The sequence below is a fragment of the Thalassobacillus pellis genome, from assembly GCF_016908295.1.
Classification (GTDB): domain Bacteria; phylum Bacillota; class Bacilli; order Bacillales; family Halobacillaceae; genus Thalassobacillus; species Thalassobacillus pellis.
Map to the genome: position 1 here is coordinate 1 of NZ_JAFBDO010000002.1, position 26341 is coordinate 26341.

The 26341-nt window shown below is 40.3% G+C and carries 26 protein-coding genes and 6 tRNA genes; 28 read left to right on the forward strand and 4 right to left on the reverse strand.

Features of this window, described 5'->3' with window-relative positions:
* Positions 1-361: 361 nt before the first annotated feature.
* From JOC33_RS05730 to phoU, 14 genes are all read left to right on the forward strand, one after another.
* Positions 362-436 (forward strand) — tRNA-Asn (locus JOC33_RS05730).
* Positions 437-441: 5 nt separating this feature from the next.
* Positions 442-518: transfer RNA gene (locus tag JOC33_RS05735), tRNA-Met, on the forward strand.
* 30 nt (positions 519-548) lie between these two features.
* A tRNA-His gene (locus tag JOC33_RS05740) sits at positions 549-624 on the forward strand.
* A gap of 3 nt (positions 625-627) precedes the next feature.
* Positions 628-704: transfer RNA gene (locus tag JOC33_RS05745), tRNA-Ile, on the forward strand.
* Between the two features lie 8 nt (positions 705-712).
* Positions 713-805: transfer RNA gene (locus tag JOC33_RS05750), tRNA-Ser, on the forward strand.
* 79 nt (positions 806-884) lie between these two features.
* Positions 885-957 (forward strand) — tRNA-Phe (locus JOC33_RS05755).
* A gap of 414 nt (positions 958-1371) precedes the next feature.
* Positions 1372-1983 (forward strand): superoxide dismutase, encoded by a 612-nt coding sequence (locus JOC33_RS05760; RefSeq protein ID WP_205091563.1) that lies wholly within the window; start codon positions 1372-1374, stop codon positions 1981-1983.
* A gap of 192 nt (positions 1984-2175) precedes the next feature.
* A complete protein-coding gene (locus JOC33_RS05765) occupies positions 2176-3453 on the forward strand; it encodes an MFS transporter (protein ID WP_205091564.1) in 1278 nt (425 codons plus the stop codon).
* A gap of 78 nt (positions 3454-3531) precedes the next feature.
* Positions 3532-5676, forward strand: a complete 2145-nt coding sequence (locus JOC33_RS05770) for a peptidoglycan D,D-transpeptidase FtsI family protein (protein ID WP_205091565.1) — start codon at positions 3532-3534, stop codon at positions 5674-5676.
* A 154-nt stretch (positions 5677-5830) separates the two neighbouring features.
* Complete coding sequence (locus JOC33_RS05775) at positions 5831-6802, forward strand: PstS family phosphate ABC transporter substrate-binding protein (protein WP_205091566.1); 972 nt, start codon at positions 5831-5833, stop codon at positions 6800-6802.
* Between the two features lie 124 nt (positions 6803-6926).
* Positions 6927-7868, forward strand: a complete 942-nt coding sequence (pstC, locus tag JOC33_RS05780; RefSeq protein ID WP_205091567.1) for a phosphate ABC transporter permease subunit PstC — start codon at positions 6927-6929, stop codon at positions 7866-7868.
* Entirely contained in the window at positions 7868-8746 is an 879-nt protein-coding gene (pstA, locus tag JOC33_RS05785; protein WP_205091568.1) for a phosphate ABC transporter permease PstA, read from the forward strand. Before pstC ends, pstA begins: the two co-directional genes overlap by 1 nt.
* 23 nt (positions 8747-8769) lie before the next feature.
* On the forward strand, positions 8770-9603 hold the full coding sequence (gene pstB / locus JOC33_RS05790) for a phosphate ABC transporter ATP-binding protein PstB (RefSeq protein WP_205091569.1): 834 nt from the start codon (positions 8770-8772) through the stop codon (positions 9601-9603).
* Positions 9604-9629: 26 nt separating this feature from the next.
* Positions 9630-10289 (forward strand): phosphate signaling complex protein PhoU, encoded by a 660-nt coding sequence (phoU, locus tag JOC33_RS05795; RefSeq protein ID WP_338054478.1) that lies wholly within the window; start codon positions 9630-9632, stop codon positions 10287-10289.
* Between the two features lie 64 nt (positions 10290-10353).
* Here the strand turns inward: phoU and JOC33_RS05800 are convergent, their stop codons facing one another.
* On the reverse strand, positions 10354-10818 hold the full coding sequence (locus tag JOC33_RS05800) for an endolytic transglycosylase MltG (RefSeq protein WP_205091570.1): 465 nt from the start codon (positions 10816-10818) through the stop codon (positions 10354-10356).
* Between the two features lie 14 nt (positions 10819-10832).
* Positions 10833-11183, reverse strand: a complete 351-nt coding sequence (locus JOC33_RS05805) for a hypothetical protein (protein WP_205091571.1) — start codon at positions 11181-11183, stop codon at positions 10833-10835.
* Between the two features lie 185 nt (positions 11184-11368).
* Between JOC33_RS05805 and rpmG the strand changes: the two genes are divergently transcribed.
* The 5 genes from rpmG to JOC33_RS05830 all read left to right on the forward strand — a co-directional run bounded on the left by rpmG (position 11369) and on the right by JOC33_RS05830 (position 15164).
* Positions 11369-11518, forward strand: coding sequence for a 50S ribosomal protein L33 (rpmG, locus tag JOC33_RS05810; RefSeq protein WP_028783218.1), 150 nt, complete (start codon positions 11369-11371; stop codon positions 11516-11518).
* 172 nt (positions 11519-11690) lie between these two features.
* A complete protein-coding gene (locus JOC33_RS05815; RefSeq protein WP_205091572.1) occupies positions 11691-12248 on the forward strand; it encodes a 5-formyltetrahydrofolate cyclo-ligase in 558 nt (185 codons plus the stop codon).
* A 38-nt stretch (positions 12249-12286) separates the two neighbouring features.
* Complete coding sequence (locus tag JOC33_RS05820) at positions 12287-13243, forward strand: L-lactate dehydrogenase (protein WP_205091573.1); 957 nt, start codon at positions 12287-12289, stop codon at positions 13241-13243.
* 64 nt (positions 13244-13307) lie between these two features.
* Positions 13308-13484: a hypothetical protein gene (locus JOC33_RS05825; protein ID WP_205091574.1), complete on the forward strand. Its 177-nt coding sequence runs from the start codon at positions 13308-13310 to the stop codon at positions 13482-13484.
* Between the two features lie 138 nt (positions 13485-13622).
* Positions 13623-15164 carry a rhomboid family intramembrane serine protease gene (locus tag JOC33_RS05830; RefSeq protein WP_205091575.1) on the forward strand — a complete coding sequence of 514 codons (1542 nt, stop codon included), beginning with the start codon at positions 13623-13625 and terminating at the stop codon, positions 15162-15164.
* Here the strand turns inward: JOC33_RS05830 and JOC33_RS05835 are convergent.
* Complete coding sequence (locus JOC33_RS05835) at positions 15143-16024, reverse strand: hypothetical protein (RefSeq protein ID WP_205091576.1); 882 nt, start codon at positions 16022-16024, stop codon at positions 15143-15145. The two genes, JOC33_RS05830 and JOC33_RS05835, sit on opposite strands and share 22 nt — an antisense overlap.
* 85 nt (positions 16025-16109) lie before the next feature.
* Between JOC33_RS05835 and JOC33_RS05840 the strand changes: the two genes are divergently transcribed.
* The 8 genes from JOC33_RS05840 to JOC33_RS05875 all read left to right on the forward strand — a co-directional run bounded on the left by JOC33_RS05840 (position 16110) and on the right by JOC33_RS05875 (position 25325).
* Complete coding sequence (locus JOC33_RS05840; protein WP_205091577.1) at positions 16110-17153, forward strand: M42 family metallopeptidase; 1044 nt, start codon at positions 16110-16112, stop codon at positions 17151-17153.
* A gap of 61 nt (positions 17154-17214) precedes the next feature.
* Positions 17215-18681, forward strand: coding sequence for a spore germination protein (locus JOC33_RS05845; RefSeq protein WP_205091578.1), 1467 nt, complete (start codon positions 17215-17217; stop codon positions 18679-18681).
* Between the two features lie 593 nt (positions 18682-19274).
* Positions 19275-19490 (forward strand): YqgQ family protein, encoded by a 216-nt coding sequence (locus JOC33_RS05850; protein ID WP_205091579.1) that lies wholly within the window; start codon positions 19275-19277, stop codon positions 19488-19490.
* Complete coding sequence (locus JOC33_RS05855; RefSeq protein WP_239534045.1) at positions 19490-20452, forward strand: ROK family glucokinase; 963 nt, start codon at positions 19490-19492, stop codon at positions 20450-20452. Before JOC33_RS05850 ends, JOC33_RS05855 begins: the two co-directional genes overlap by 1 nt.
* A 400-nt stretch (positions 20453-20852) precedes the next feature.
* Complete coding sequence (locus JOC33_RS05860) at positions 20853-22760, forward strand: LTA synthase family protein (protein WP_205091580.1); 1908 nt, start codon at positions 20853-20855, stop codon at positions 22758-22760.
* Positions 22761-22915: 155 nt separating this feature from the next.
* Positions 22916-23797, forward strand: coding sequence for a M14 family zinc carboxypeptidase (locus JOC33_RS05865; RefSeq protein WP_205091581.1), 882 nt, complete (start codon positions 22916-22918; stop codon positions 23795-23797).
* 26 nt (positions 23798-23823) lie between these two features.
* Positions 23824-24522 (forward strand): ABC transporter ATP-binding protein, encoded by a 699-nt coding sequence (locus JOC33_RS05870; protein WP_205091582.1) that lies wholly within the window; start codon positions 23824-23826, stop codon positions 24520-24522.
* Positions 24523-24533: 11 nt separating this feature from the next.
* Positions 24534-25325, forward strand: a complete 792-nt coding sequence (locus JOC33_RS05875; protein ID WP_205091583.1) for an ABC transporter permease — start codon at positions 24534-24536, stop codon at positions 25323-25325.
* A gap of 49 nt (positions 25326-25374) precedes the next feature.
* Here the strand turns inward: JOC33_RS05875 and JOC33_RS05880 are convergent, their stop codons facing one another.
* Positions 25375-25548 (reverse strand): DUF2759 domain-containing protein, encoded by a 174-nt coding sequence (locus JOC33_RS05880; RefSeq protein ID WP_420825699.1) that lies wholly within the window; start codon positions 25546-25548, stop codon positions 25375-25377.
* A 156-nt stretch (positions 25549-25704) separates the two neighbouring features.
* On the opposite strand from JOC33_RS05880, the gene JOC33_RS05885 reads away from it, so the two are divergent.
* A complete protein-coding gene (locus tag JOC33_RS05885) occupies positions 25705-26325 on the forward strand; it encodes an MBL fold metallo-hydrolase (RefSeq protein WP_205091585.1) in 621 nt (206 codons plus the stop codon).
* The last annotated feature ends 16 nt before the right edge of the window (positions 26326-26341 follow it).

Consider the following 26341-nt stretch of genomic DNA (forward strand, 5'->3'; position numbering starts at 1 on the left):
AGTGCGACATCACTGCAGAGCATGCAACACGACGAGCACATAGATAATTGGTTATAGTTCAATGATTTACATATTAATATTATTCCACCGTAGCTAAGCCGAAGCATCTTGAATTAACTCCCTGGAAGGCTTTGCGAGGAGTGCGACATCACTGCAGAACATGCAACACGACGAGCACATAGATAATTGGTTATAGTTCAATGATTTACAAATTAATATTATTCCACCGTAGCTAAGCCGAAGCATCTTGAACTAACTCCCTGGAAGGCTTTGCGAGGAGTGCGACATCACTGCAGAGCATGCAACACGACGAGCACATAGATAATTGGTTATAGTTCAATGATTTACATATTAATATTATTCCACCGTAGCTCAGTGGTAGAGCAATCGGCTGTTAACCGATTGGTCGTAGGTTCGAATCCTACCGGTGGAGCCATTCAGGTCGGCGTAGCTCAGCTGGCGAGAGCGTACGGTTCATACCCGTGAGGTCGGGGGTTCGATCCCCTCCGCCGACACCATACATACAAAATTTTATACTTTAACACATGGCGGTCGTGGCGAAGTGGTTAACGCACCGGATTGTGGTTCCGGCATACGTGGGTTCGATCCCCACCGGTCGCCCCATGTGGACCCTTAGCTCAGCTGGTTAGAGCTATCGGCTCATAACCGATCGGTCGCAGGTTCGAGTCCTGCAGGGTCCACCATTTTTTGCGGAGGAGTACCCAAGTCTGGCTGAAGGGAGCGGTCTTGAAAACCGCCAGGGGCTTCACGGCCCGCGGGGGTTCGAATCCCTCCTCCTCCGCCATATTTTATAAATCTAAAAAAATGCTTGAATGATAATCATAATTCGCAAGCATTGTCATCACACAAAATAACAATACTATGGCTTGGTAGCTCAGTCGGTAGAGCAACGGACTGAAAATCCGTGTGTCGGCGGTTCGATTCCGTCCCAAGCCACTTTTTAAACACAGATGCCTGGAAAAGGCATTTTTTTATTGGGGGTAAACCTTTTGCAGAGGTCTTCTTCCAGCTTCAGCGCCTACCCCCTCGCGTTCCTAAGCCAATCCTCTCTGTGACAGAGACGTCACGGCGAGGGTTGGCTTAAGCTTGTCGGGGGTGAGCAACCGCTTTTGTTCTTGTCTAAGAGCAAGGTTCTTCTGGCCTTTATTCTCTTGATTATTAAGTATGTGGATGATCCGGGTATAATTAAAAGTTTGAAAATATTTCTGACGGGATATGTTAAATACGTGAGGGATTTTCCTCATGCAAAAGATTTGCAACCTGAAAATCGCTTTGGTAATGTTGGATTAGAGGCTTTCAGAAAAAGTGAAAGCAGCTGATCTACATATTATAAAAAGGAGGAATTTCATTATGGCTAATTTTGAACTACCAGAACTACCTTACGCTTATGACGCACTAGAACCACACATCGACAAAGAAACCATGAATATCCATCACACAAAACACCACAACACCTATGTTACGAAACTGAATAACGCACTGGAAGGTCAAAAAGATCTCGAAAGCAAATCTCTTGATGATCTCTTGGCTAATCTAGATGCAGTTCCGGAAAATATCCGTACTGCAGTTCGCAACAACGGTGGGGGACATGCCAACCACTCCCTATTCTGGACGATTATGTCTCCAAATGGTGGTGGAGAGCCATCAGGTGATTTAGCTAATGCGATTAACGAAAAGTTTGGCAGTTTCGAAAGCTTCAAAGAAGAATTCGGTAAAACTGCAACTGGTCGTTTCGGATCTGGCTGGGCTTGGTTAGTTGTCAATAATGGTAATCTTGAACTAATTGACACATTGAACCAGGATTCACCGTTAATGGAAGGTAAAACTCCTATCTTAGGTTTAGACGTTTGGGAACATGCTTATTATCTCAAGTATCAAAATAAGCGTCCTGATTATGTAAGTGCATTCTGGAACGTTGTTAATTGGGAAGAAGTATCAAAGCGTTACCAGGAAGCTAAGTAAATATTATGTTTTTAGAAGCTGTCGAGTTATTCTCGGCAGCTTTTTTATAATCCTTTTTCTAAGATTAAATAATCTTTACATACTGTTTCCCCACTGTCCTCAAGGTGCAAATACATCATACTCCCGTTAAAAAATTGTATATCTCCAATCTATTTGAGGAAACTAAGCAGGACAGTAAAGGAGATTGGAGATATGAACAAAATCATGCGTTCCCTGTTAGGGCCAACTGAGGTAAATAAAGATCTGATGCTGTTACTGCTGATTGGCGGATTATATTCATTAGGAATATTTTTATCCAATACCTTTGTCAATGTTTATCTTTGGAAGCAATCCAGTGAGTATTCTGCTATTGCCTTATATAATCTAAGCATCTATGTGCTCCAGCCAATTACGTTTATTGCCGCTGGGCGTTTCGCTAAGAAAGTCGATCGGGTCATCGTGCTAAGAGCAGGTGTTATTTTCCTTTCCTTGTTTTTCCTCACCGTATTACTTGTAGGCGAGAGGGCCGCAAGCTTTAATATTCTTTTAGGGGCATTACTGGGAGTAGGGTATGGTTTTTACTGGCTGGCATTTAATGTCCTGACTTTTGAAATTACCGAACCGGAAACGAGGGATTTTTTTAATGGGTTTCTTGGACTGCTTCAATCATTTGGAGGTATGATCGGTCCGATACTTGCCGGTTTTATAATTACCAGTCTGACTGCTTTTACCGGCTATACGGTGATATTCACCATATCCTTTGTATTATTCATTTGTGCAGTAGTGACTAGTTTCTTCTTGGGAAGAAGAAGAGCTAAGGGGACTTTTTCTTTTAAACGTATAATTAGAGAAAGAAAATCAAATAAAAACTGGGGGAAGATTCTGCATGCCCACGTATTCCAGGGTCTGAGGGAAGGAACGTTTTTCTTTGTAATTTCTATATGGGTTTATATAGCAACCCAAAGTGAACTTTCGTTAGGAACCTTCAACCTGGTCTATTCAGGTAGTGCGTTCATTCTTTATTTTCTAGCGACAAAATGGATCAAGCCACGCATGAGGAAATGGGCGATTTTTGCTGGAGGGGTTTCCCTTTATCTTTCCTTATCGATTTTGCTTTTAAATATGAATTTTACCTCTTTACTTATTTATGCAGCAGTAATTGGGATATCCTATCCCATTTTATATGTCCCTTATATTTCTTTGACCTATGACGTCATAGGCAAAGCCTGGAATGCTGCCGAAATGAGGATCGAGTATATAGTCGTTAGGGAATTATTTTTGAATATAGGAAGGGTAGCATCTATTTCCATATTTTTGCTTGGAATAACCCTCTTCCCAGCAGAACAAGCTATCCCGTTCATTTTGTTATTGGTAGGGTCTGGCCATTTCTGGATTTACTTCTTTATCAAAGATATTAATTTAAAGCAGCGAGAAAAATCGGAGCAGGCTTTTGTTACAGATACAACAGTCAATACAAGCAAAAACCCTTGATTTCCATATCCTTTCTATTCTAACAGTGTAGAAGATGTTATAATCTAAAAGTGGATTTTCTAACAAAGGGGGAGGACGATGGGGAAAAACAAACAGACCAGGCAGAAAAGTTCACATCTTCCTTTACGAATGAATATATTGTTTTTTGTTATTTTTGTGTTATTTTCTTCTTTGATTCTGCAACTTGGAGTGGTTCAAATCCTTTATGGAGAGGATGCACAAGAAGAGATTAATAAGACGGAGCACACAACCATCAATACCCCTGTACCACGGGGGAAAATGTATGATCGGTTCGGCAGGGTTATCGTTGATAATGAGCCTCTCCGTTCCATTACATATACACCGCCTAAAGGTATACAGGCAGAAGACAGGTTAGAGCTTGCGAGAAAGTTAAGTGAATACATCAGTATGGGAAATGAAGAAGAAATAAAGGATATAGTCCGATTACGTGACCGTAAAGAATATTATTACTTATTGAATGAGGAAGAAATTAAATCCCGCTTGAAGGCAGAGGAAATAGAAAAACTGGACAATGGAGAAGAATATCAGCTCATGCTTGATCGCATCAAGAAAGAAGAAGTCAAGAACTTCGACCTTGAAGTCCTTGAGGTTATTGCCATTAAAAAGGAGCTTGATCAGGCATCCGTCCTTGCCCCTCATGTCATCAAGAATGAAAACATTACTATCGAAGAATATGCCACTGTAGCTGAACATCTAAATGAACTTCCGGGGATAAATGTTACTACAGATTGGAATCGCACTTACCCTTTTAAAGGTATATTCCGTAATTATATTGGAAGTATTACAACAAGAGAACAGGGTTTGCCAAGGAGCAATCTGCAGTACTATCTTTCCTTAGACTATAGCAGAAATGACCGGGTAGGCATCAGCGGGCTTGAAGAAGAATACGAAAGCGTATTAAGAGGAACGAAAGAGAAAGTTAGATACGTGACTAATAAAGATGGAGAAGTGATCAGTCAAGAAGTGATCCGGGAAGGTTCGCGCGGAAGTGACCTGGTTCTATCCATTAATATGAAATTGCAGAAAAAAGTCGATGAAATAGTGAAAAATCGGTTACATGAAGCTATATCCGAAGAGCCTTATGATAACCGTACATTAGAAGATGCAATGGTTGCCATGATGGACCCGCAGACAGGTGAAGTACTTGCCTTATCCAGCCAAACTTACAACCGGGACCGTGAAGGTGACGAGCCATTATTCCGTGATACATCTTATAAAGTTACTCAAGCGCAGCACCTTCCAGGCTCTACAATTAAAGGGGCTACGGTATTGACCGCACTTCAAGAAGGAGTAATGAAACCCGGGGAAAATATTCTGGATAGGACATTGTATGTAGGAGATAATAAAAAATCTTCCTGGACATCTGGAATCGGTTATGTCGATGATATAGAGGCATTACAGAGATCTTCTAACGTCTATATGTTTTTGGCAGCTATTCGTCTTGGAGGCGATACTTATGTTCCGAACACCGGGCTGGATTTTAAAGCAAATACTTATCAGCGTTTTTTGTATTACTTTAACCAATTTGGGCTGGGTGTCAAAACAGGAATTGATATTCCCTATGAGTCAGTAGGATATATAGGGAATCCTGAAACGCCCGGTTTATTGCTCGACTTTGCCATCGGACAGTATAACTCATATACCGGTATCCAGCTTGCCCAATATGTCTCCACGATTGCAAATGATGGGTATCGTATCCAGCCGCATATTGTTAAAGAAATCAGGGAACCATCCAATGACGGGGAATTAGGTCCTGTAGAGAAAAATATAAACACAAATGTATTAAATAGAATCGATATGCCTCAGAAGTATATAGACAGGGTTCAAATCGGTTTTAAGTATACATTCCAACGTCCCGGTGGTACTGCTTATTCTACTTTTAAGGACGCAGAGTACAATCCTGCCGGAAAAACAGGCACAGCTGAAAATTTTAAATATATAGAAAAGCCAAACGGAGAAACGGAACAGGTTTCCACTGTAAACCTCACCATGGTAGGATACGCACCGGCAGATGACCCGGAAGTCGCTTTTTCTGTAATCGTGCCACATGTAGGTGTAGATGCAGCTCATATGATCAACAGATATATCAGTAAGGACATATTGGATGCATACTTTGAAATGAAAGAAGAGCGTATGAAAAACGGAGTAGATAAGAACCTTACAGATGATAAAAATAAAAAAGACAGTGAACAAGAAGAGTGATACCTTAGGGTGTCACTTTTTTTCGGCTGGAATTCCTTTGTTAATCGATATTTACATAACCTTTACGTTTTATTCATACCGAATTAAAACTTTTTCCCTATTATAAATAGTGTAGTTGGCCTAGCCGACAAATACAGTCAGTGGGGGAATTGACATGAAAAGATTAAAAACGTTAGTACTGTTTTCTACCATGATGCTTGTGTTCGGGGCACTTGCGGCGTGCGGAAACGCTCCAAGTGATGCTTCAAAAGATAATAGTGGGGGAGGAGAATCAGTTTCAGGATCTATTGTCATTGATGGTTCTTCCACTGTATTCCCGATCATGGAAGCATTGACTTATCAATACAACCAAAAGAACCCGGAAGTGGATGTTACAGTAAACAGTTCTGGTTCTGGGGGAGGATTCAAGAAATTTACGAGAGGCGAAACAGATCTTAGTAACGCTTCCCGTCCAATCAAAGAAGAAGAGAAACAAATTGCAAAAGAAAATGGAATCGAATATAAAGAATTAGAGTTAGCGAAAGACGGACTTTCAGTCGTAGTCAGCAAGAAAAACGACTTTGTTGACAGCCTTACAATTGAACAATTGCAAAAGATCTTCCGTGCTGAATCCGGTGTTACTAAGTGGTCTGATATTAACCCGGAATGGCCTGATGAACCAATCAAGATCTTCAGTCCAGGGCATGACTCAGGTACATTTGATTATTTCAATGAAGTCATCCTAGAGGACAAGCCAATGAAAGAAGGACAAAATACCACACTTTCAGAAGATGACAATATGCTGGTACGTGGAATAAAAGACAATCCTTATGCCATCGGTTACTTTGGTTATGCATATTACGCAGAGAATAAGGACAGCTTGAAGGTTCTTGGCATTGATAATGGCGAAGGTAAACCGGTAAAACCTACTCCAGAAACCATTAAATCCGGTGAATATACACCGCTTTCTCGTCCATTATTCACTTATGTCAATCTGAAATCTCTAAAAGAAAAACAACAGGTGGCCGATTTTGTGAAATTCACTTTGAAAAATGCAGGAGAAGCTGCTGAGCAAGTGGGCTATGTTGCACTACCGGAAGAAAAGTATCAGCAGCAGCTTGATATGATTAAGGAAATTACTAAGTAATTTGAGAAAAACGACATAGGCGGAACAGGTGAGGCCAAAATAGCCTCACCTTAGCCTGTGATTCAAGCTTTGACCGGGCGGGGGATAGCATAGACCGGTTCTATTGGATGAAAGGAGTTTTATCATGGGCAAAGCTTTGGGGAAAGAGAAACAAATGGATGTCCAGAAGCTTATACAGGAGAAAAAGCAAAAACGAAATGTAACCAAGCAGTTTGAAAAAGTAATTCCGTTTTTATTGCTTCTATGTGCAGTCATCAGTGTGTTGACCACAATTGGAATTGTGTTCACCTTATTAAGGGAATCATTTACTTTTTTCAGTGAGGTGAACATCCTAAACTTCCTTACTGGTACGGATTGGTCACCGTGGACTGGCCATTTTGGTGTCCTACCTTTGATTACCGGGACACTGTTAATTACAGTTATAGCTGTTATCGTAGCTGTGCCTTTAGGTTTGATGTCAGCCATTTATTTGAGTGAATATGCAAGTGATCGTGTGAGGAAAATCATTAAACCTACGTTAGAGGTGTTAGCTGGAATACCGACGGTTGTCTATGGTTTTTTTGCATTGACATTTATGACACCATTATTTCAGAATTTCATGGAGTTAAGTATCTTCAACGCTTTAAGTGCAGGGGTCGTAGTGGGTATTATGATTATTCCAATGATTGCTTCTTTGTCCGAAGATGCAATGAGCAGTGTGCCTAATTCCTTGCGTGAAGGAGCTCTTGCCATGGGGGCAACCCGCTTTGAAGTAACAATGAAGGTGGTACTCCCAGCAGCATTTTCCGGAATAGTTGCCTCTATTGTACTTGCTATCTCCCGGGCAATTGGTGAAACAATGATTGTAACGATAGCTGCCGGGGCATCACCTGCCTTGACTTTTGACCCGACAAGATCGATTCAAACGTTAACAGCTTTCATTGTTCAGGGGGCTACAGGAGATACTACATTTGGTTCTACCATTTACTACAGTATTTACGCTGTAGGTATGACTTTGTTTGTGTTTACACTGTTGATGAATTTACTTTCTCAATGGATTTCTCGCAGGTTTAGGGAGGAATACTGATGCAACTGATTAATCACCAAAACATTCAAAAAAGAAGTGGTGGAAGAGTCCTCCTGAATAAAGTGTTCAAGGTGTTATTTTTCCTATCAACCACAGTAGGATTAATCTTCCTTTCCATGTTATTGTATCGTGTATTGACTCAAGGAACTGGTCATTTGAATTGGGATTTTATTACGAACTTTCCTGCTCCATACCCAGATAAAGCGGGTATTTTTGCAGGGTTGATTGGCTCGCTCATGCTGATGGCCATCGTTGCTCCAATTACGATTATCATTGGCGTTGGTACAGCCATTTATTTAGAGGAATACGCTCGGAAAAATCGATTCACAAATTTCATTCAGGCTAATATTCAAAATCTTGCAGGAGTCCCGTCAATTGTATTTGGATTGCTTGGTCTGACATTTTTTGTCTATTTATTTCAAATGGGTTATACCCTTATCGCCGGCGGTTTGACAATGTCGTTATTAGTACTTCCTGTAATAGTCGTTGCTGCCCAGGAAGCTTTGCGGGCTGTCCCGAATGATGTTAAAGAAGCTTCCTATGGCATGGGAGCATCCAAATGGCAGACGGTATTGCGTGTAGTCCTGCCGGCAGCATTACCGGGGATATTGACAGGTACCATCCTTTCTTTGTCACGTGCGATTGGTGAGACAGCTCCCCTGATTATCGTTGGCGCAGCAACTGCGATTTATTCTATTCCTGATTCTTTATTATCTAAATATACCGTCATGCCGATTCAGATTTACAACTGGACCGGCAGACCACAGGAAGAGTGGCAATTGGTCGCAGCAGCAGGGATCATTGTACTGTTGACGGTGTTACTGCTGATGAACGCAATAGCTGTTTGGATTCGGAACAAATTTCAAAATAGATATTAATCTTGGATGCGGAGGGTTCTGATATGACCATCACAACTCAGGAAAACGTTAATATAAAACCAGATACAAAAGGCGGTCAAAATAACAAAGAAGGCAAAAAAGCGAAACATGTGTTTGAAGTAAGTGACCTAAACTTATGGTATGGCAGTAAGCAGGCTTTATATGAAGTGAACATGAAAGTGCCAGAAAATCAGGTAACGGCCATCATCGGTCCGTCAGGCTGTGGAAAATCCACTTATTTGAAGACGTTGAACCGGATGGTTGAAATGGTACCAAGTGTGAAAACTTCAGGATCTATAAAATATAAAGGGAAAGAAATTTTCAGTGAATCGTTTGGAGTTGAAGATTTACGTACTAAAGTTGGTATGGTGTTTCAAAAGCCAAACCCTTTTCCTAAATCTATCTATGATAATGTTGCTTATGGTCCAAGAATTCATGGTATTAAGAAAAAAGCTCAGCTGGATCAAATAGTTGAAAAAAGTCTCCGGGGAGCAGCTATCTGGGATGAAGTAAAAGACCGTCTAAACGAAAAAGCATTCGGGCTTTCCGGTGGTCAGCAGCAACGTATCTGCATTGCCAGGGCACTTGCTATAGAGCCTGATGTCATTTTAATGGATGAACCTACGTCTGCTTTAGATCCGATTTCAACTGCAAAGGTAGAGGAATTGGTTCAGGAATTGAAGAAAGAGTACAGTATCATTATCGTTACGCATAACATGCAGCAAGCTGCACGTATTTCCGACAAGACTGCTTTTTTCCTGAACGGAGATATGATTGAATTTACCGACACAGATGAATTGTTTTCTAACCCAAGTGATAAACGGACAGAAGATTATATTACTGGCCGTTTCGGATAAGAAGTGTGAGAAAGGGGAATACCAACGTGACATTTCGCATGCAATTTGAAGAGGATTTAAACACATTAAGAGATCATATAAAAGAACTGGCAATTGGAACGAAAAAAGCTTTAAGAAGATCGGTCGATGCCTTATATAACAAGGATATACACACGGCAAGGGAAATTATGGAGGACGATTCAGAACTGGATGCAAAAGAAGAACAAATCAATGAAGAAGCAATTCTAATGATCGCTAAACAGCAGCCGGTGGCTACTGACTTGCGCAGGTTAATTATTGCATTAAAAATTTCTTCTGATTTGGAGCGTATGGCTGATCACGCGACCAATATCGCTAAAGCTACCATACACTTAGGAGAGGATCATACTATCCATGTATCTCCCGAGATCCAGGAAATGGCGGATGTTGCTCTTGACATGCTTGATCTTTCCATTAAAGCATTCGAGAATGAAGATATCACTCTCGCTAAGAAACTCGGAGAAATGGATGATATTATTGACAATAAATATGGCAGCCTTATCCGTGAAATGCTTGAGCAGACTGCAGTGAATCCTGAACAAATCCAGCATGTCATGCAAATGGCATTCTCGGCCCGCTTCATAGAACGGTTTGCCGACCACATTACAAACATCGGCGAAAATATTTTCTATCTTGTCAAAGGAAAAACTTATGATTTAAATGATTAAATAAAGCTGCCCTCCTGGGCAGCTTTAATTTTGTCTATAAGCACATCTATATTAAGATACGGTCTTATTTACTCGTTATTGCATTTGCTATTTCTTCTATTTCCATCTTGTTGGTTATTTCAAATTTACCGATTTGGACCTCTCTGCTTAAATTATTATCCTGAAGATAGTCATTTAACATACTACTATCCTTTATCATTCCCGCCTCAAATAGATCTTTACTAATGTCCTGAGAGGTCATTCCTTTCTCTATCGAAATAACATATGTTTTTTGTACTTCTTCTGGCTTGCCGCTTTCTTCAGGTTCAGGCGGGACAGGCTTTGCTATATGGCCAGCCTTATCATTTTTCTCTCCAGTGCCTTTTTCAACCACTTCAAAACCTCGATTTTCTATCATTGCTATCATTTCTTCTAAATTAATATCTGTTTCTGCTGCACTCGAATGATCCTCTTGTAAAGTGTAAAAAATTCCTATAATAGCTGACGATGTAATCAACCCGAGTGCAAAAGTCCTAATGAGATGTTTCATGTGCAGCTCCTTTTTTATTTGAATTGATGAATGATGGAAAGGATATCATGGTCACTCATCCTGGTCTTTTCAGCAATCTGGCTGATGGAATATCCCTTTTCCCGCATTTCTCTAATAGTGGTAATCAGCGGTTGCTTTGAGTTTATATTTGTTTGCTGTAATTCCATCCCTGCAGTTAAATCATCTGTCAGCAGCTCTTCTTCTAATATTCTGAGTTTCTGTTTAATGTGATAATTCTCCTGCATAGAGGATATTGATATTTCTTCTACTTGACCTTCTAAATCTTTTATTTTATCATGCATAAAAAATGAAAGGATAAATAGCACAATTCCGGTAACGCCAATAGCGATGATTGCCTCTAGCATTTCGTTCACTCCTATGTAGTATATATTTACATTTATATCACAGTAAGGCTGATATTTCTATGATTTATCCGTGTGTTTTTACCGTTTGTATGCTTGAAAGCTTGGACTAGTTCTGCTATTATAGATAAGTCTGATATTATCAATGTGAAATTTGGCATGAAAAGATAAGATTTGGAGGGATAAACATGCGTGTGAACATTACTCTGGCTTGTACTGAAACAGGCGATCGTAATTATATTACCACCAAAAACAAACGTACGAATCCTGAGCGTTTGGAGCTAAAAAAATACAGCCCGCGCTTGCGCAAATATACGTTGCATCGCGAGACTAAGTAAGACAGTAGGGTATTAAATCCTACTGTTTTTTTTATCGGAAATACAGTTTTTTAAAAAATGCTTTTATTACACAAATATAATTTTACAGTTATGCTTACATAGGGGATATGAGACAATATAACAGCTCACGTAAATATTAAGGATTAGACATTGTATAAATGGAGGTGCTCTCATGCAAAAAGATCAATTACGGGCACGAGGGAAAAAAATTCTGGCCAGCTTTTCGAATGATGAGAAAAAGAAGCTTGAGCATTCCCTAAAAGAACATTTGACTTCTTCCAAGCTATGGAATGAGGCAGAGACCATAGGAATGACAATTTCTCAGGAGCATGAATGGTCTACTTATCCTTTAATTGAAACTGGATGGGCCCAGGGAAAAACCATAGTAGTCCCGAAATGTGATCCCGCCCCAAAAGAACTTCACTTTCATCAACTTACAGACTTTTCCGAATTAGAAATAGTTTACTTTGGTTTAAAAGAGCCAAACCCTGAGAAAACTGCCTTTGTCAGGAAAGAAAATATCGATCTGCTGCTCGTCCCTGGATTACTTTTTGACTTGAAAGGGTATCGGATTGGGTATGGAGGAGGGTTTTATGATCGTTATCTATCTGATTATAAAGGTGAAACTGTCGCCCTGGCCTCTGAAGAGCAAGTAGTAAAAGAACTTCCCTATGAAAATTTTGATATACCTATCCAACATTTAATCACGGATAAGGGGTTTGTTTACTGAGTCCAGTATTAACAGGTTACCAAAAGGAGGCAGGTAAGATGGAGCGCGTGAATAAAGTTGCATTGATTGGAACAGGGTTTGTCGGTTCCAGTTACGCTTTTGCTTTATTAAATCAGGGGGTAGCTGATGAGCTTGTTATGATTGACTTGAACAAGGATAAATCAGAAGGAGATGCCATGGACCTTAATCACGGTCTACCCTTTGCTCCTGCCAGCAAGAAAATATGGTTTGGAAATTATCGGGACTGTGAGGACGCTGACCTGATTGTCATTACAGCTGGTGCTAACCAAAAACCGGGTGAAACAAGACTCGATCTCGTTGAGAAAAACAGCAGGATTTTCAAAGGAATCGTTGACTCGGTGATGGCAAGTGGTTTTAACGGTATATTCCTTGTTGCCACAAATCCTGTAGATATTCTCACATATATGACCTGGAAATTCTCCGGACTTCCTTCCAATCGAGTAATCGGGTCAGGCACAATTCTTGATACTGCCAGGCTGAGATATTTGTTAAGTGATTATTTTGATGTTGACCCAAGAAATGTCCATGCCTATATCATGGGTGAGCACGGGGATTCTGAGTTGCCTGTTTGGAGTCATGCTAACATCGGTGGACGGTCCGTTTATGATCGCATCAAAGATCGCCCGGACCTGTATAAGACGGAGGATCTGGACAACATTTTCATAAATGTAAGGGATGCTGCCTATCATATCATCCAAAGAAAAGGTGCCACTTATTATGGAATTGCGATGGGTCTGGTACGACTGACAAAAGCAATTCTCCATAATGAAAATTCGGTCCATACTGTTTCTGCTTATCTCAAAGGAAAGTATGGACAGGATGATATTTATATAGGCGTTCCTGCTATTGTAAATCGTTCAGGCATAAGGGAAGTCATGGATCTTGATTTAAGTGATGTTGAAAACGACCAGTTCACTCATTCAGCTGAGGTATTAAAAAAGACGATGATTCCTTTGGGGGAGAAATTTTTTTAAGAATAAATGGTGCGAACGGTGAAAAACTATAGACATCGCATATCATCAGGGAAAGGGTGTCTATATGAGAGCATTGCTTGTCACTGCAGCAGGATTGCTGCTCCTTTACTTATTGGTTCAATACCGTTTCCGTCTTATTAATCAGTTACTGGCTGTCCAAGTACTGAGGAAATTCATCGCAATATTCCTCGTTAATATACCTGGAGTAAGAGAACGATTTTTCCGTCAAACTTTTTTATAATCAAAAACGAGACTGTCTGAGGAGAACTGCCATTCCTTCTTGGAACAGTCTCGTTTTTCTTAATAGAAGTAGCTGGAAACCTTCTCATTTCTCCCTGGTGGCGGTCATGATATGATGAGAGGAGGAAGGAGCCGGAAAATGTACATTGAGGAAGAATTTTACTTTTGGAAACTTACCCATGATCTAATTGTGAATCATGGGTTTGATATACTCCACATCAATGAACAGAACAGTGAGGTATGGCTAGAAAAAGAAGTTGAGCGAAAGAATCATGTTGTACGTCTATACCGGGGGCAATTTGACTGGTCCAATCAGCTTAAAAAGGATATTGCCAGAATTCATCAGCACATCGAGCAGAATAAACATATGTTTCTCGGAAGAGAGTTACTCGTACACGCTGTTTATGTGTCTGAATTCGGACCTGTTGACAATTGGGATGGGCTGGAGCGACCGCTCAAGGTAAAAGGAAAAAAAGAAATACATTTGAATGTCCATTATCTTAATCAGGATACAAGGGAAGAGCGACAAAAAAAATTATACCAGCAGCTGAAGCTGGAACCGGAAGTAATCGTATGGTCATCAGATGTACCAGAGATAGAGCATCAGCTTCCTTACCTTAAGGACGAAATATTGTTTCAGAGAAATAAAAAAAGAAAGGAGCAGGAGGGTTTATTTAACTATGGTAAACCCTTGCTGACAAAACTGCTTCTTATCGCCAATATACTTATTTATTTTTATTTAGAAATGAATGGGGGAAGCACATCAGTAGTCAACTTGATTGAATACGGGGCGAAATACAATCCTGCAATTGTCGATGGAGAATGGTGGCGTATTATTTCATCCATGTTTCTGCATATCGGTCTTCTGCATATTATGATGAATATGCTTGCCTTATATTATCTTGGCACTGCGGTCGAAAGAATTTATGGAACCACCCGCTTTTTCCTGATATATTTTCTGGCTGGAATGGTCGGAGGAATTTCAAGTTTTGCTTTTAATCCTCATGTGGCTGCTGGTGCATCGGGGGCAATTTTTGGATTATTTGGGGCGCTCTTGTATTTCGGTGTAATGCATAAGCAGGTTTTCTTCCGAACAATGGGAAGAAATTTAATATTCATCATTGTTCTTAATATCATTCTGGGCTTAAGTGTTCCTCAGATTGATAATGGTGCTCATTTAGGGGGACTGGCAGGAGGCTTCATCGCCAGTGCTGCTGTGAATCTGCCAAAAAATATACAGCCCATCAGGCAGGCTGCAAGTTTGTTACTTTACCTTACTGTATTAATAGGACTTGGTTTTTATGGGTATCAGCAGTCAGGTGACACTCCCCACACGGCGGCAGAAGTAGAAATATCACAACAGATGCTCCAGGAAGAAAAATATAAAGAAACCATATCATTCACGGAAGAAGCAATGGAAAGAGGGGGCGAGTATGAATCGTACCTTCTTTTCAACCAGGCTTATGCCCATTTTCAACTACAGGATTTGAAGGCTGCCAGGCAAGACTTGGAGCATGTGATCGAAATAGATCCGGATATGGCTGAAGCCCATTATAATCTGGCATTGGTCCAATTTGAGCTTGGGAATCGTAATTCGGCATTGAGCCATGCAAATAAAGCCGTTAACCTGATGCCAGACAATGAGAAATTCCGGGACTTTTATGAAAGGTTATCAGAGTAATATTGTATAAGCTGCTCCTTATTTCCCTGGTCGTCTTCAAAGAGTACAAGCAGGTGTTTCCCTTCTTTATCAAAAAGAATTAAGGGAACATAGCTCTGGATTGGGTGCCCGCTTGATTTTGAATCAGAAATCCCCATCACATAATTCTTATATAGTCCTTCCCACAGTTGCCCAAGGATTCGCTTGGACTCTTCTTTATCCACTCCAGGGATAGGGTCTTCCTGGTATTGGTATAATTTGGTCAACGGGACGGCGACATACCTTTCAACGGGTATGTTGAAATATGATAAGAGGGCATCCCATTGGTAATCTAACTGCTGCTGGACAGAATGGTTTATCGTTTCCACCCATTCTTTATGCTCATTTGTTTCTGGTTTATGAAAGGATTCTAATGCAGTATGAGGTGAATCGATGACATAGAGTTGATCATGTGTCAGAGTCTGGATGCTTTTAATAATATCCTCTGGATAATGGATTTCACCATGATGGATCGTAATTGCCTGATAGAGGCTGCTGTCTTCGCCATTTAAAATAGACTGTTGTTCAATCAGATTTGTGTTTTCACGCCATTTATTCATGATACCCTTTAATTGGCCATTAACATATAAAAGGGATACATCTTGTCTCAAGTACATTTTATCACGGGTATCAGACCTCATTGCCCACTGGACCTCATATTCATCGGAATCCTTCTCTGAATTAAACGTCAAAGTGGTTTCTGCAGATTGAAATTCTTTCGTTTCATCAATCGGAAAATATTTGATTACATTTATGGAAGGATTGAGAAGAGGTGAAAGAAAGTTGAAGTAAACGATCACTACGGCAGCTATCATCAACCCGAACCATACATATTTGCTCATAAGTTTGTCCCCTTTTTGATCGCACGTCTTTCTACATGTTATATGATGGATAATATAATTTATGAATGGAAATGGAGGAATTAACATGCAAAAACATATTAATCATATGGTAGATCATTTGAAACATCTGGTCTCTATCCCTAGTCCTTCCGGGGATACAGAGAAAATCATGCGGTATTGTGCCAATTTAATCGGAACAAATGGAATAGAAATGAAACAGACGAATAAAGGCGCACTTATAGCAACGATCAGAGGTAAGGATGATGCTCGACATAGAATTCTTACCGCCCATGTTGATACGCTAGGTGCTATGGTGAAGGAAATCAGATCGGACGGAAAACTTCACCTTTCTATGATCGGCGGGTTCAGATGGAATAGTGTGGAAGGAGAGTATTGTACCATTCATACATTAGATGGAGAAGAATACAGAGGTACCATCCTGATGCAAAATCCTTCTGTCCATGTAAATCACGACTTACCTAAGGAAAAGCGTGATGATGCTCATATCGTGGTTCGAATCGATGAACAGGTGTCTAATAAAGAAGATATAGAAGAACTAGGCATACGTGTCGGAGACTTTGTTTCCTTTGACCCCAGGTATGAAATGTCGGACAGTGGCTATATAAAGTCACGTCATTTAGATGATAAGGCAAGTGCAGCCGTATTACTTCATATGCTGGAGGAAATAACTTCTGAAAATATAGAACTTCCTTATACCACCCATTTCTTTTTCTCCAATAACGAAGAAATCGGGTATGGTGCGAATGCGGGAATCCCGGCTGAAACCGTTGATTATATAGCAGTAGACATGGGGGCTATCGGGGAAGGACAGACATCAACAGAACATGATGTCTCTATTTGTGCAAAAGATTCTTCTGGTCCCTATCATCTCGGGCTGAAAAAACAACTGGTTTCTTTGGCTGAGAAAGAACAAATCGATTATCAAATCGACATTTATCCGTTTTACGGATCAGATGCTTCTGCGGCAGTAAGAGCAGGGTATGATATCAGACATGGCCTGGTTGGTCCAGGAATAGATGCCTCTCATTCCTTCGAACGTACTCATACGGATTCCTTGTGGCAGACATACCGTCTTCTGATGGCTTATATTCAGGCTTCACTGGATTAAATGCATGTTTCACCTTTATCAGTACACAATAAAGTAAAGCAATAGCTGATGGGGTGATTGTATGAAAAAGGAACAGCAGGAAAAACAGCCGGTATTCAAGGATTATCAGAAGAACATTGACTTTATCCATGAACGTCTGGGTGTCGGCAAGAGTTTTGATATCATCCAATTGGATCTGCATTATGCAGGACGTAATATGGCCTTGTTTATGATAGATGGCTTTGTCAAAGATGAAATTCTCCACTTCCTGATGAAACTTCTTTCTCGTCTGGAGCCGGAGCAATTGGAACCAGAACCTCTGGAAAAATTATTGAAAACGCACCTTCCTTATGTCGAGCTTGGTAAAAAAGATGACTTGATCGCTGCAACTGATTGGATGCTGGGAGGGCCAACCCTTCTTGTTGTAGAGGGGCTTGATCAAATCATCATCATTGATGCTAGAACCTACCCTGTCCGCAGCCCACAGGAACCTGATCTGGAACGTGTGGTCAGGGGGGCAAGAGACGGGTATGTGGAAACCATTGTTTTTAACACAGCTTTGACAAGAAGAAGAGTGAGAGACCGCTCGTTACGGATGGAATATATGCAAATTGGCAGAAGGTCAAAAACGGATATCTGCATATGTTATATAGAAGATATAGCAGAAGATAGCAGAGTGAAGAAGCTGAAATCGATATTGAAGAAAATTGATACTGATGCCCTTCCTATGGCTGAAAAAACCGTAGACGAATATATAAGTGAACATCACTGGAATCCTTATCCGAATGTCCGATACACAGAGCGTCCGGACACTGCTGCAGCACATCTGTATGAAGGGCACATATTAATCATGATTGACGGGTCTCCGAGTGTAATGATTACACCGGCTACTTATTGGCATCACCTTCAGCATGCGGAGGAATACCGACAGAAACCAGTCGTAGGTGCCTATCTTCGTCTAGTCAGGTTTATTGCAGTTATGGCAGCCTTATTCTTACTGCCGTTATATTATCTATTTTCCGTACAGCCCGAATTGCTACCAGAAGCTTTGAAGTTTATTGGTCCTACAGAGGTAGGGGCCATTCCTCTTTTGATCCAGTTTATTGTTGCTGAACTCGGAATCGATATGCTGAGAATGGCAGCTATTCACACACCAAGCGCCCTAGCCACAGCGTTAGGTCTGGTCGCAGCGATTTTAATCGGACAGGTTGCAGTCGAAGTTGGTTTATTTACGAATGAAGTTGTCCTGTATCTTTCCATAGCAGCTATTGGAACGTTTACTACACCTAGTTATGAGCTAAGTTTAGCAAACAGGCTCATACGAATAATACTGCTTTTGTTGACAGCAGCATTCGGGGTAATTGGCTATGTAGTAGGTATTACTTTATGGATATTGAATTTAGCGAGAATGAATACTTTCAATACGCCATATTTCTGGCCGTTTTTTCCTTTCAACGCAAGGGCGCTGAGAGATGTACTGCTCCGTTCCCCTATCCCGTTAAAAAACAGAAGACCAGCATTCCTTCATCCCAAAGATCCGGACAAATGATGAAGCCAAATCGTGCAATCAAACATGATATAACCGTATCTTGTTATAAACTTAACAATGGCCAATTTAAAAAGTGTGATTCTTTAAAAATCAAACCCTCAGGTTGTCGAGAAAGTCTCGACAACCTGAATTTTTTGGTGTTTTTCCCTAATTCCTGTGTCTTTGTTTGTTTCAATCAAAGAAAGAGCGAAACGAAATGGAATTGGTAACGATTGAAGCGTTGGTTCCGGAAACACGATCAGTTGAAATCGTCTAACACGATTTAAATCTTTCAGGAAGTCTTCGATGAAATCGTACTTCAGGCTATGAACCACCGTATGGTGACGGGGAGATTGCTCTTTACCGACCCCACTTTTCTGTTTTAAAGAAATTCCAAGGAGCGAGGACCCTTCCACTCCTGCGGAAGAACGAGGGAGCCGAGATCGCCGAGCGTGGGTTTCGCGAGGAAGCTCGGGTGCTCGTCCGCGGAAAGGGAAGGGTCCTTCGCTCCTGGCGGTAAAATGCTTTTGGGTCTTTTTTTGAACATGTCTGGAGGACTTTCTTATTTTATTTCTCTAAGTGGATTGGTATAATACAAAGCAGGTGATTTTTAAATGAAGACTATATATGATATACAGCAGTTACTGAAAAAGTTCGGTACTATTATTTACGTTGGAGATCGACTTGCAGATCTTGAGTTGATGGAAGAAGAACTTAAGGAATTATATAAATCCCAGTGCATTTCTAACGAAGAATTTCAACTGGCACTATTATTGTTAAGAAACGAAGCAGCCAGAGAGCGGGATAGACATGAAGGGGAGAATGTATAATGGAGAGATATTACATAGGCGCTGATATAGGTGGTACATCAATCAAACTTGCTTTTATAACGGAAGTGGGAGAAATAAAAGAGAAATGGGAGATACCGACCGATACAGAGGATAACGGTGTAAATATTCCAAAGGACATGTCCCGTTCCATTCATGATAAACTCATGGGAGCAGGATTCGAGAAAGAGCAAGTAATGGGAATTGGAGCAGGAGCACCTGGATTCATCAATACAGAAACAGGCTTTGTCCACCAAGCTGTAAACATTGGATGGAAAGATTATGAGCTTGGTAAAATTCTGAGGGATTTGACTGACTTACCAGTATATGTTGAAAATGATGCCAATCTGGCTGCTTTAGGTGAAAACTGGAAAGGTTCAGGTAACAATGTAGAGAACCTGCTAGCGATCACACTCGGCACCGGAGTAGGCGGAGGAGTCATCGCAAATGGTTCGATCATTAATGGCGCTAATGGAACAGCGGGTGAAATAGGCCATATCACTGTTATTCCCGAAGGTGGCGCTCCTTGCAATTGTGGAAAAACTGGTTGTCTGGAAACGGTGGCTTCGGCAACTGGTATGGTCAGATTGGCAGAGCGTAGGATCAATGAAGGAAATGATACACGCTTAGAAGAAATCAAGGAAACTAATGGAGTGTTGACTGCTAAAGATATCTTTGAAGCTGCTGCTCAGAAAGACAAGGAGGCTATTCATGTTGTAAATGATGTAGCCGACATTCTTGGGATGACAATTGCTAATCTGGCCATTGTCTGTAATCCTTCCAAGATTGTCATTGGTGGAGGTGTTTCTCAGGCTGGAGAACAGCTCCTACAACCGCTCAGGGAATCCTTTACCCGCTTCGCTTTGCCACGTACGAACGAAGCTGCGGAATTTGTACTGGCAGAGCTTGGAAATGATGCAGGAGTCATTGGTGGCGCTTTCCTTGTTAAAGAACATATAGGATAGGAACTGCCTTACAAGCCCATTACTTTGGAAAACACCTCTGAGTATATTACATGTTCAGTGGTGTTTTTTTTTGATTCGCTAAGGAGTTTACATTAATACGGAAAATGCTTCCCGTTACATGTTTAGAGGAAATTATGTAATAGCTTTTTTATGTCCTGCGTCTTAGGACCGTTGCTTTTCTTCAGTGATTGAATTATAATTACTTTCTATTATTGACGGCTGGTGTTACAAGGGTTTTTTCAAGGATAAAAGAAGTTTGTCCAAAAATATGAAACTTTTATGGTAGAATGTTCGTCATATATAAAGAATGGTTTAATAAGAATGATAAATGGATACTGTAAAGCAAAGGTATGTCTTATTTTATTTTTGATTCGCGCCTTTGTAAGAGGAGGATATATATATGCAAGCCTTTAGATGGAAAGTACCTTTATTCATCCTTGCAACGATATTTTTTGGACTGAAAACATATTTGGTATATAGATTCATGCTCAATTTAAGTATTGAGAATCCAATGCAGGAACTGATCCTGTTTCTGAATCCATTTGTGAGTGCTTATCTTGTTTTTGCGATCAGCGTATGGCTGAAACCGCATCGTCAGATGAAGTATTTGCGCTGGACAGCATTGGTTGGAACAATGATATTGTATTTGAATCTGGTATTCTACCGTAATTTTACCGATTTCATAACGATTCCTGTTTTGTTTCAGGGAAATAATGCTGCGGATCTTGGAGGAAGTCTCCTGTCATTGATTCATTTCCAGGATATATTTATTTTCATTGACGTAGTTATCATCTGGTATTTGAGTAAGAATATGGATAGTTGGTCAGTCAATTTTTCTAAAGCAGGAAAAATTACTGTGACTGCTGTGACATTCCTGCTGATGACAACGAACGTTGTTCTTGCCGAAATGGAACGACCTATGCTGTTTGTGCGAGCATTTGACCGGGAATATCTGGTGAAGAACATCGGAATATTTAATTATCATCTATATGATGCCACCATGCATACGAAAACAAAGGCACAACGGGTGTTTGCGGATGGCAGTGAAATCAGTGAAGTAGAGAATTACATTCGTGAAAATACGGAAAGTGATCAGAAATCTGACTTGTTCGGGGTTGCAGAAGGGAAAAACGTTATTTTTGTTTCCGTAGAATCCATGCAGAATTTTGTGCTGGATGCAAAAATTAACGGTAAAGAAGTGACACCGTTCATGAATGATCTGAAGGAGCGGAAAGATACCATTTTCTTCCCTAACTTCTATCACCAGACGGCCCAGGGTAAAACATCAGACTCTGAGTTTATCGTTGAAAACTCCTTATATCCGCTGCCACGTGGAGCAGTATACTTCACCCATGCAGCCAATGAATACAATTCACTCCCGGAAATTTTGAATGAGAACAATTATTACACCTCCGTTTACCATGCTAATAACAAAAGCTTTTGGAATCGGGATGTCATGTATGACAATTTAGGATATGATAAGTTTTTTGACGAAAAATCTTTTGAGGAAACAGAAGAAAATACGTTTGGATGGGGTTTAGAAGATAAAGCTTTTTTTGAACAATCAATCAAGTATTTAAAGGATCAGAAGCAACCATTCTATAGTAAATTCATTACTTTGACTCATCATTTCCCATTTGAACTGCCGGAAGATAAATCTAACCTGGATTTGTATGATTCAAATTCGAGAACTTTGAATCATTACTTTCCTACAGCACGCTATACAGATGAAGCATTGGAAAAGTTTTTCCAGAATTTAAAAGACGCCGGTTTATACGAAGATTCCATTATTGTTTTAATGGGAGATCATTACGGGATAAGTGATTATCATAATGCCGCAATGAGTCAGTTTTTGGGAAAAGAGATTGATGGTTATCAACACGTCCAGAACCAGCGTGTTCCGTTTATGATTCATATCCCAGGCTATGATCAAGGGAAAACCTATGATAAAATAGCCGGTCAAGTTGATGTGAAACCAACATTGCTTCATTTACTTGGTATTCCAGCTGAGAATGACCTGACCTTCGGGACTGACTTGTTTACTGAGGACCGTAAAAAATTTATTGCCATGAGGGACGGGAGCTTCGTCAGTGACAAATATGTCTATAAGAACGAAGTTTGCTACGATCGCCAAACTGGAGAAGAGGTAAGCGATACAGAGGCTGAAAGTTGCCTTGCTGTTAAAAAGAAAGTAGACAAAGAACTTTCCTTATCAGATAGCCTGATTTATGGAGATCTGTTCAGGTTCTACAATTTCGATCAGGGAGAAAAACAATCGGAGAAGGAAACAACAGTTAGTGATAAATAAGGCACCTATTGGGTGTCTTTTTTTTATACTATAAGTAAGATTAGTTTTGTCGAAGGAGTAAAGTATAACTAAAACTAAGGCTTTCGCCATAAGGACTTGGCGAGAAGCCAAGTTTTTCTAATAAGAAATTAATTAGAAAATAAGGGGGACTAAGAGTGATTACCGCTTATGATTTTTCTTTATTCCAACAGGATATCGATCAATTGAGTTTAAATAAGTCGGTCGCTATAGAAAAGATAGGAGAATCTGTCCTCAAAAAACCGATATACCAATTGAAAATAGGTTATGGTCCACGTAGGGTTCATTGGAATGGAGGCTTTCATGGTAATGAGTGGATGACATCGATGATTTTGGTAGATATCATCAGGGGATTGGTAAGCAACAAACATATATTTAAAAAGGTTACGAACTGTTCATTGGAGGAAATTTTTCAGAACATCACTTTATCAGTGGTTCCTATGGTTAACCCTGATGGGGTGGATCTTTCTATTCATGGTGAAAAAAAAGCAGAGGAATATGTCAGCCTTGTTCGTATGCTCAATAATGGTCATACAACCTATTCTTCCTGGAAAGCGAACATACGTGGGGTCGATTTGAATAAACAATTCCCTGCCCGCTGGGAAGAAGAACAAAAAAGAAAACCAGTAACCCCTTCATTCAGGGACTTTCCAGGATATGCACCATTAACAGAGCCGGAGTCAATAGCCATGGCCCGGTTAACGGAGTATGAGCAGTTTGACCGAGTGCTTTGCTTTCATTCCCAGGGGGAGGTCATATATTATGGATATGGAGCAAAGGAGCCACATGAATCATGGGAGACAGTTCGGAGATTTAATAATGCAAGCGGTTATGAACCTGTACAAACAGTGGATAGCTATGCCGGTATGAAGGATTGGTTTATCGATGTATTCAACAAAGAAGGGTACACGATTGAAATAGGTAAGGGAATTAATCCCCTGCCTTTATCACAATATAAAAGCAACTTGAAAAAAGCTTCACAGGTCGCATATCATTCATTAGTTTTTCACGGAGACTAATTATGAGAAAAGAGGGGTGAATAGGATTGGAAAATTATTTATTTGATTTTCACGGGGTATCTAAGGATATTTTGAACGATTTGAATTTTACCATCAAAAAGAATGAAAAGATTATATTATTCGGTCCTTCCGGTGCAGGCAAAAGCTCGGCATTATTTTTATTTAATCGGCTTCGTGATCCGGATTCGGGTAAGATCTATTATAAGGGTGAGCCGATTCAATCCTGTGAGATTTCACAATTACGCAAAAACATCGGATTAGTATTGCAGGCACCCAATTTATTTCCTGGAACGGTACTGGATAACCTGAAATATGGTCCCTCTTTGTTCGATGAGTGGGAGGATAGCCGGGCGGAGGAACTAATGGATTTAATTCAACTGCCTGAAAATTATCTGCACAGAGATGTAGATCAGTTATCTGGAGGCGAACAGCAGAGAGTGTCATTAGGCAGGACTTTAGCTAATAAACCAGAAGTTTTACTGCTTGATGAACCGACCAGTGCCCTGGATGTAAGGACATCTGAAGAGATCGAAGGAGTCTTGGAAAAATTAATTGAAGTTCATCAATTAACTATGGTCATGGTCACTCACAATCTTAGACAAGCTAAAAGGCTCGGAGAACGTGGGATTTTTATGAAGGAAGGTAAGATAGTTGAAGACGGTAACATTTCCCGATTGCTGATGGAACCTGAATCAAAAGCATTACAGGAGTTTTTACAAGACTAGGAGGCTTTGTCATGTCACCGGAAGTATCCAATCAATCGTTATTATTTTTAATCGTATTCGTATTAGTACCTTTGACTTTATCTTATTATTATCAATTGGGGATGAGTAAGGACATTGTCTGGTCTTCCATCCGTGGAACCATCCAGTTATTTGCTATTGGATACATACTTACCTATTTATTCGATTTGAATGCTTTTATTGGTATTCCCTTGATGGTCGGTATCATGATACTGGTTGCTTCTTTCCATGCATGGAATAAGGGGAAGGAACTGCCGAATGCTTTTGTGGTCATTTTTCTTGGTTTACTGGTAGTGGAAGGCAGTGTGCTTGCTTTATGGCTGGTATTTGATATGGTTAATTTCAAACCCTCTGAGGTCATACCAATGAGCGGCATGGTAATCGGGAACAGCATGGTTGCCATGGGACTTGCACTTGAAAGAATGAAAAGTGAGTTCACGGAAAACAGTGGTCGCTTAATGGCAGCACTGGCTTTAGGTGCTCAACCGAAACAGGCTTCCCATCTGATCATCCGAAAAACATTGAATGCTTCTTTACTTCCAAATGTGGACAGTTTAAAAACAATCGGTCTTGTTCAGTTGCCTGGTATGATGACAGGGTTGATTCTTGGTGGAGTAGCCCCAGTGATGGCAATAAAATATCAACTCGTAATATCACTCAGTATCTTTTCTTCCGTATCATTAAGTGCGATGATTGTTACATTGGCTATGTATCGGTATTTCTATAATGAAAATCAACAGTTAATTGAAAGTGCGGAAGAAATGCGGTCCAGAACAAATGATTGAATTCCATGAAAAAAACCTTGCCGCTAAGGCAAGGTTTTGTAATCATCACTTATCCAAATAAGTTGCTGTAAATAGTCATTACAGAGAACCAGCCGAAAATCAATGCTGAAGCTCCTGCAAATAGTACTGCAAAGAAATTTTTAGTTTTGATTTCACGGAATACGGCAAGCACACAAAGAATTGTCACCAGTAATAGAATGATGGCTGTTACCAATATCAGCACCCCCTAAACCCTTCACTGTAGTATCCATAGCTCAAAGCTGGATGTTATAATGGATATGAATCCGTTACTTCCTCATACATTTTATAGTATAAGGAAGTATTTGTCGAGTTATTCTTAATGATTTTATTAAAACTTTTTAAAGGAGTCAATAGGTTTATGGAAATTGTACAAATGCCCCTTGGGCCCTTGGGTACCAACGGTTATATTATTTCTGACGGCGACTCCTGCCTGATTATAGATCCGGGTGGGGACAGCGGACGACTAGTGGAGTATTTAGAATCTGAAAGGAAAAAACCCGTTGCAATTTTACTTACTCATGCTCACTTTGATCATATTGGAGGAGTGGATGATATAAGGGATCACTATAATATTCCCGTATATATCCACCCTGAGGAAGAAGATTGGCTGGAGAAACCAGAGTTTAATGGTTCCGCTTTCTTTCAAATGGGTAGAGTGACAGCAAGAGCAGCCGAACATCATATAATAACGGGAACTATGAAAGTAGGTCCTTTTAACTTTGAAGTACGCCATACACCCGGCCACTCCCCTGGCAGTGTCTCTTTTGTTTTTCAGGAGGAAGGCTTCGTCATAGCAGGTGATGCTTTGTTCAACCGTGGAATCGGAAGGACTGATTTACCGGGAGGAGATATGGAGGAATTGATGACTAGTATTCGTCAACAATTATTTACACTGCCCGATAAAACGGCAGTTTATCCCGGTCATGGACCTGCGACAGTGATCGATGAAGAAAGACGTAAGAATCCATTTTTAAACTAAGTTTCATGTATAAAAA

Coding starts and splice junctions, on each gene's coding strand:
- JOC33_RS05875 (WP_205091583.1), top strand. CDS start 24,534: ATGTCACCGGAAGTATCCAATCAATCGTTATTATTTTTAATCGTATTC.
- rpmG (WP_028783218.1), top strand. CDS start 11,369: ATGCGTGTGAACATTACTCTGGCTTGTACTGAAACAGGCGATCGTAAT.
- JOC33_RS05765 (WP_205091564.1), top strand. CDS start 2,176: ATGAACAAAATCATGCGTTCCCTGTTAGGGCCAACTGAGGTAAATAAA.
- JOC33_RS05885 (WP_205091585.1), top strand. CDS start 25,705: ATGGAAATTGTACAAATGCCCCTTGGGCCCTTGGGTACCAACGGTTAT.
- JOC33_RS05800 (WP_205091570.1), bottom strand. CDS start 10,818: ATGAAACATCTCATTAGGACTTTTGCACTCGGGTTGATTACATCGTCA.
- JOC33_RS05860 (WP_205091580.1), top strand. CDS start 20,853: ATGCAAGCCTTTAGATGGAAAGTACCTTTATTCATCCTTGCAACGATA.
- JOC33_RS05770 (WP_205091565.1), top strand. CDS start 3,532: ATGGGGAAAAACAAACAGACCAGGCAGAAAAGTTCACATCTTCCTTTA.
- pstB (WP_205091569.1), top strand. CDS start 8,770: ATGACCATCACAACTCAGGAAAACGTTAATATAAAACCAGATACAAAA.
- JOC33_RS05760 (WP_205091563.1), top strand. CDS start 1,372: ATGGCTAATTTTGAACTACCAGAACTACCTTACGCTTATGACGCACTA.
- JOC33_RS05835 (WP_205091576.1), bottom strand. CDS start 16,024: ATGAGCAAATATGTATGGTTCGGGTTGATGATAGCTGCCGTAGTGATC.
- JOC33_RS05805 (WP_205091571.1), bottom strand. CDS start 11,183: ATGCTAGAGGCAATCATCGCTATTGGCGTTACCGGAATTGTGCTATTT.
- JOC33_RS05825 (WP_205091574.1), top strand. CDS start 13,308: ATGAGAGCATTGCTTGTCACTGCAGCAGGATTGCTGCTCCTTTACTTA.
- JOC33_RS05845 (WP_205091578.1), top strand. CDS start 17,215: ATGAAAAAGGAACAGCAGGAAAAACAGCCGGTATTCAAGGATTATCAG.
- JOC33_RS05775 (WP_205091566.1), top strand. CDS start 5,831: ATGAAAAGATTAAAAACGTTAGTACTGTTTTCTACCATGATGCTTGTG.
- JOC33_RS05815 (WP_205091572.1), top strand. CDS start 11,691: ATGCAAAAAGATCAATTACGGGCACGAGGGAAAAAAATTCTGGCCAGC.
- JOC33_RS05820 (WP_205091573.1), top strand. CDS start 12,287: ATGGAGCGCGTGAATAAAGTTGCATTGATTGGAACAGGGTTTGTCGGT.
- JOC33_RS05855 (WP_239534045.1), top strand. CDS start 19,490: ATGGAGAGATATTACATAGGCGCTGATATAGGTGGTACATCAATCAAA.
- pstA (WP_205091568.1), top strand. CDS start 7,868: ATGCAACTGATTAATCACCAAAACATTCAAAAAAGAAGTGGTGGAAGA.
- pstC (WP_205091567.1), top strand. CDS start 6,927: ATGGGCAAAGCTTTGGGGAAAGAGAAACAAATGGATGTCCAGAAGCTT.
- JOC33_RS05850 (WP_205091579.1), top strand. CDS start 19,275: ATGAAGACTATATATGATATACAGCAGTTACTGAAAAAGTTCGGTACT.
- JOC33_RS05840 (WP_205091577.1), top strand. CDS start 16,110: ATGCAAAAACATATTAATCATATGGTAGATCATTTGAAACATCTGGTC.
- JOC33_RS05830 (WP_205091575.1), top strand. CDS start 13,623: ATGTACATTGAGGAAGAATTTTACTTTTGGAAACTTACCCATGATCTA.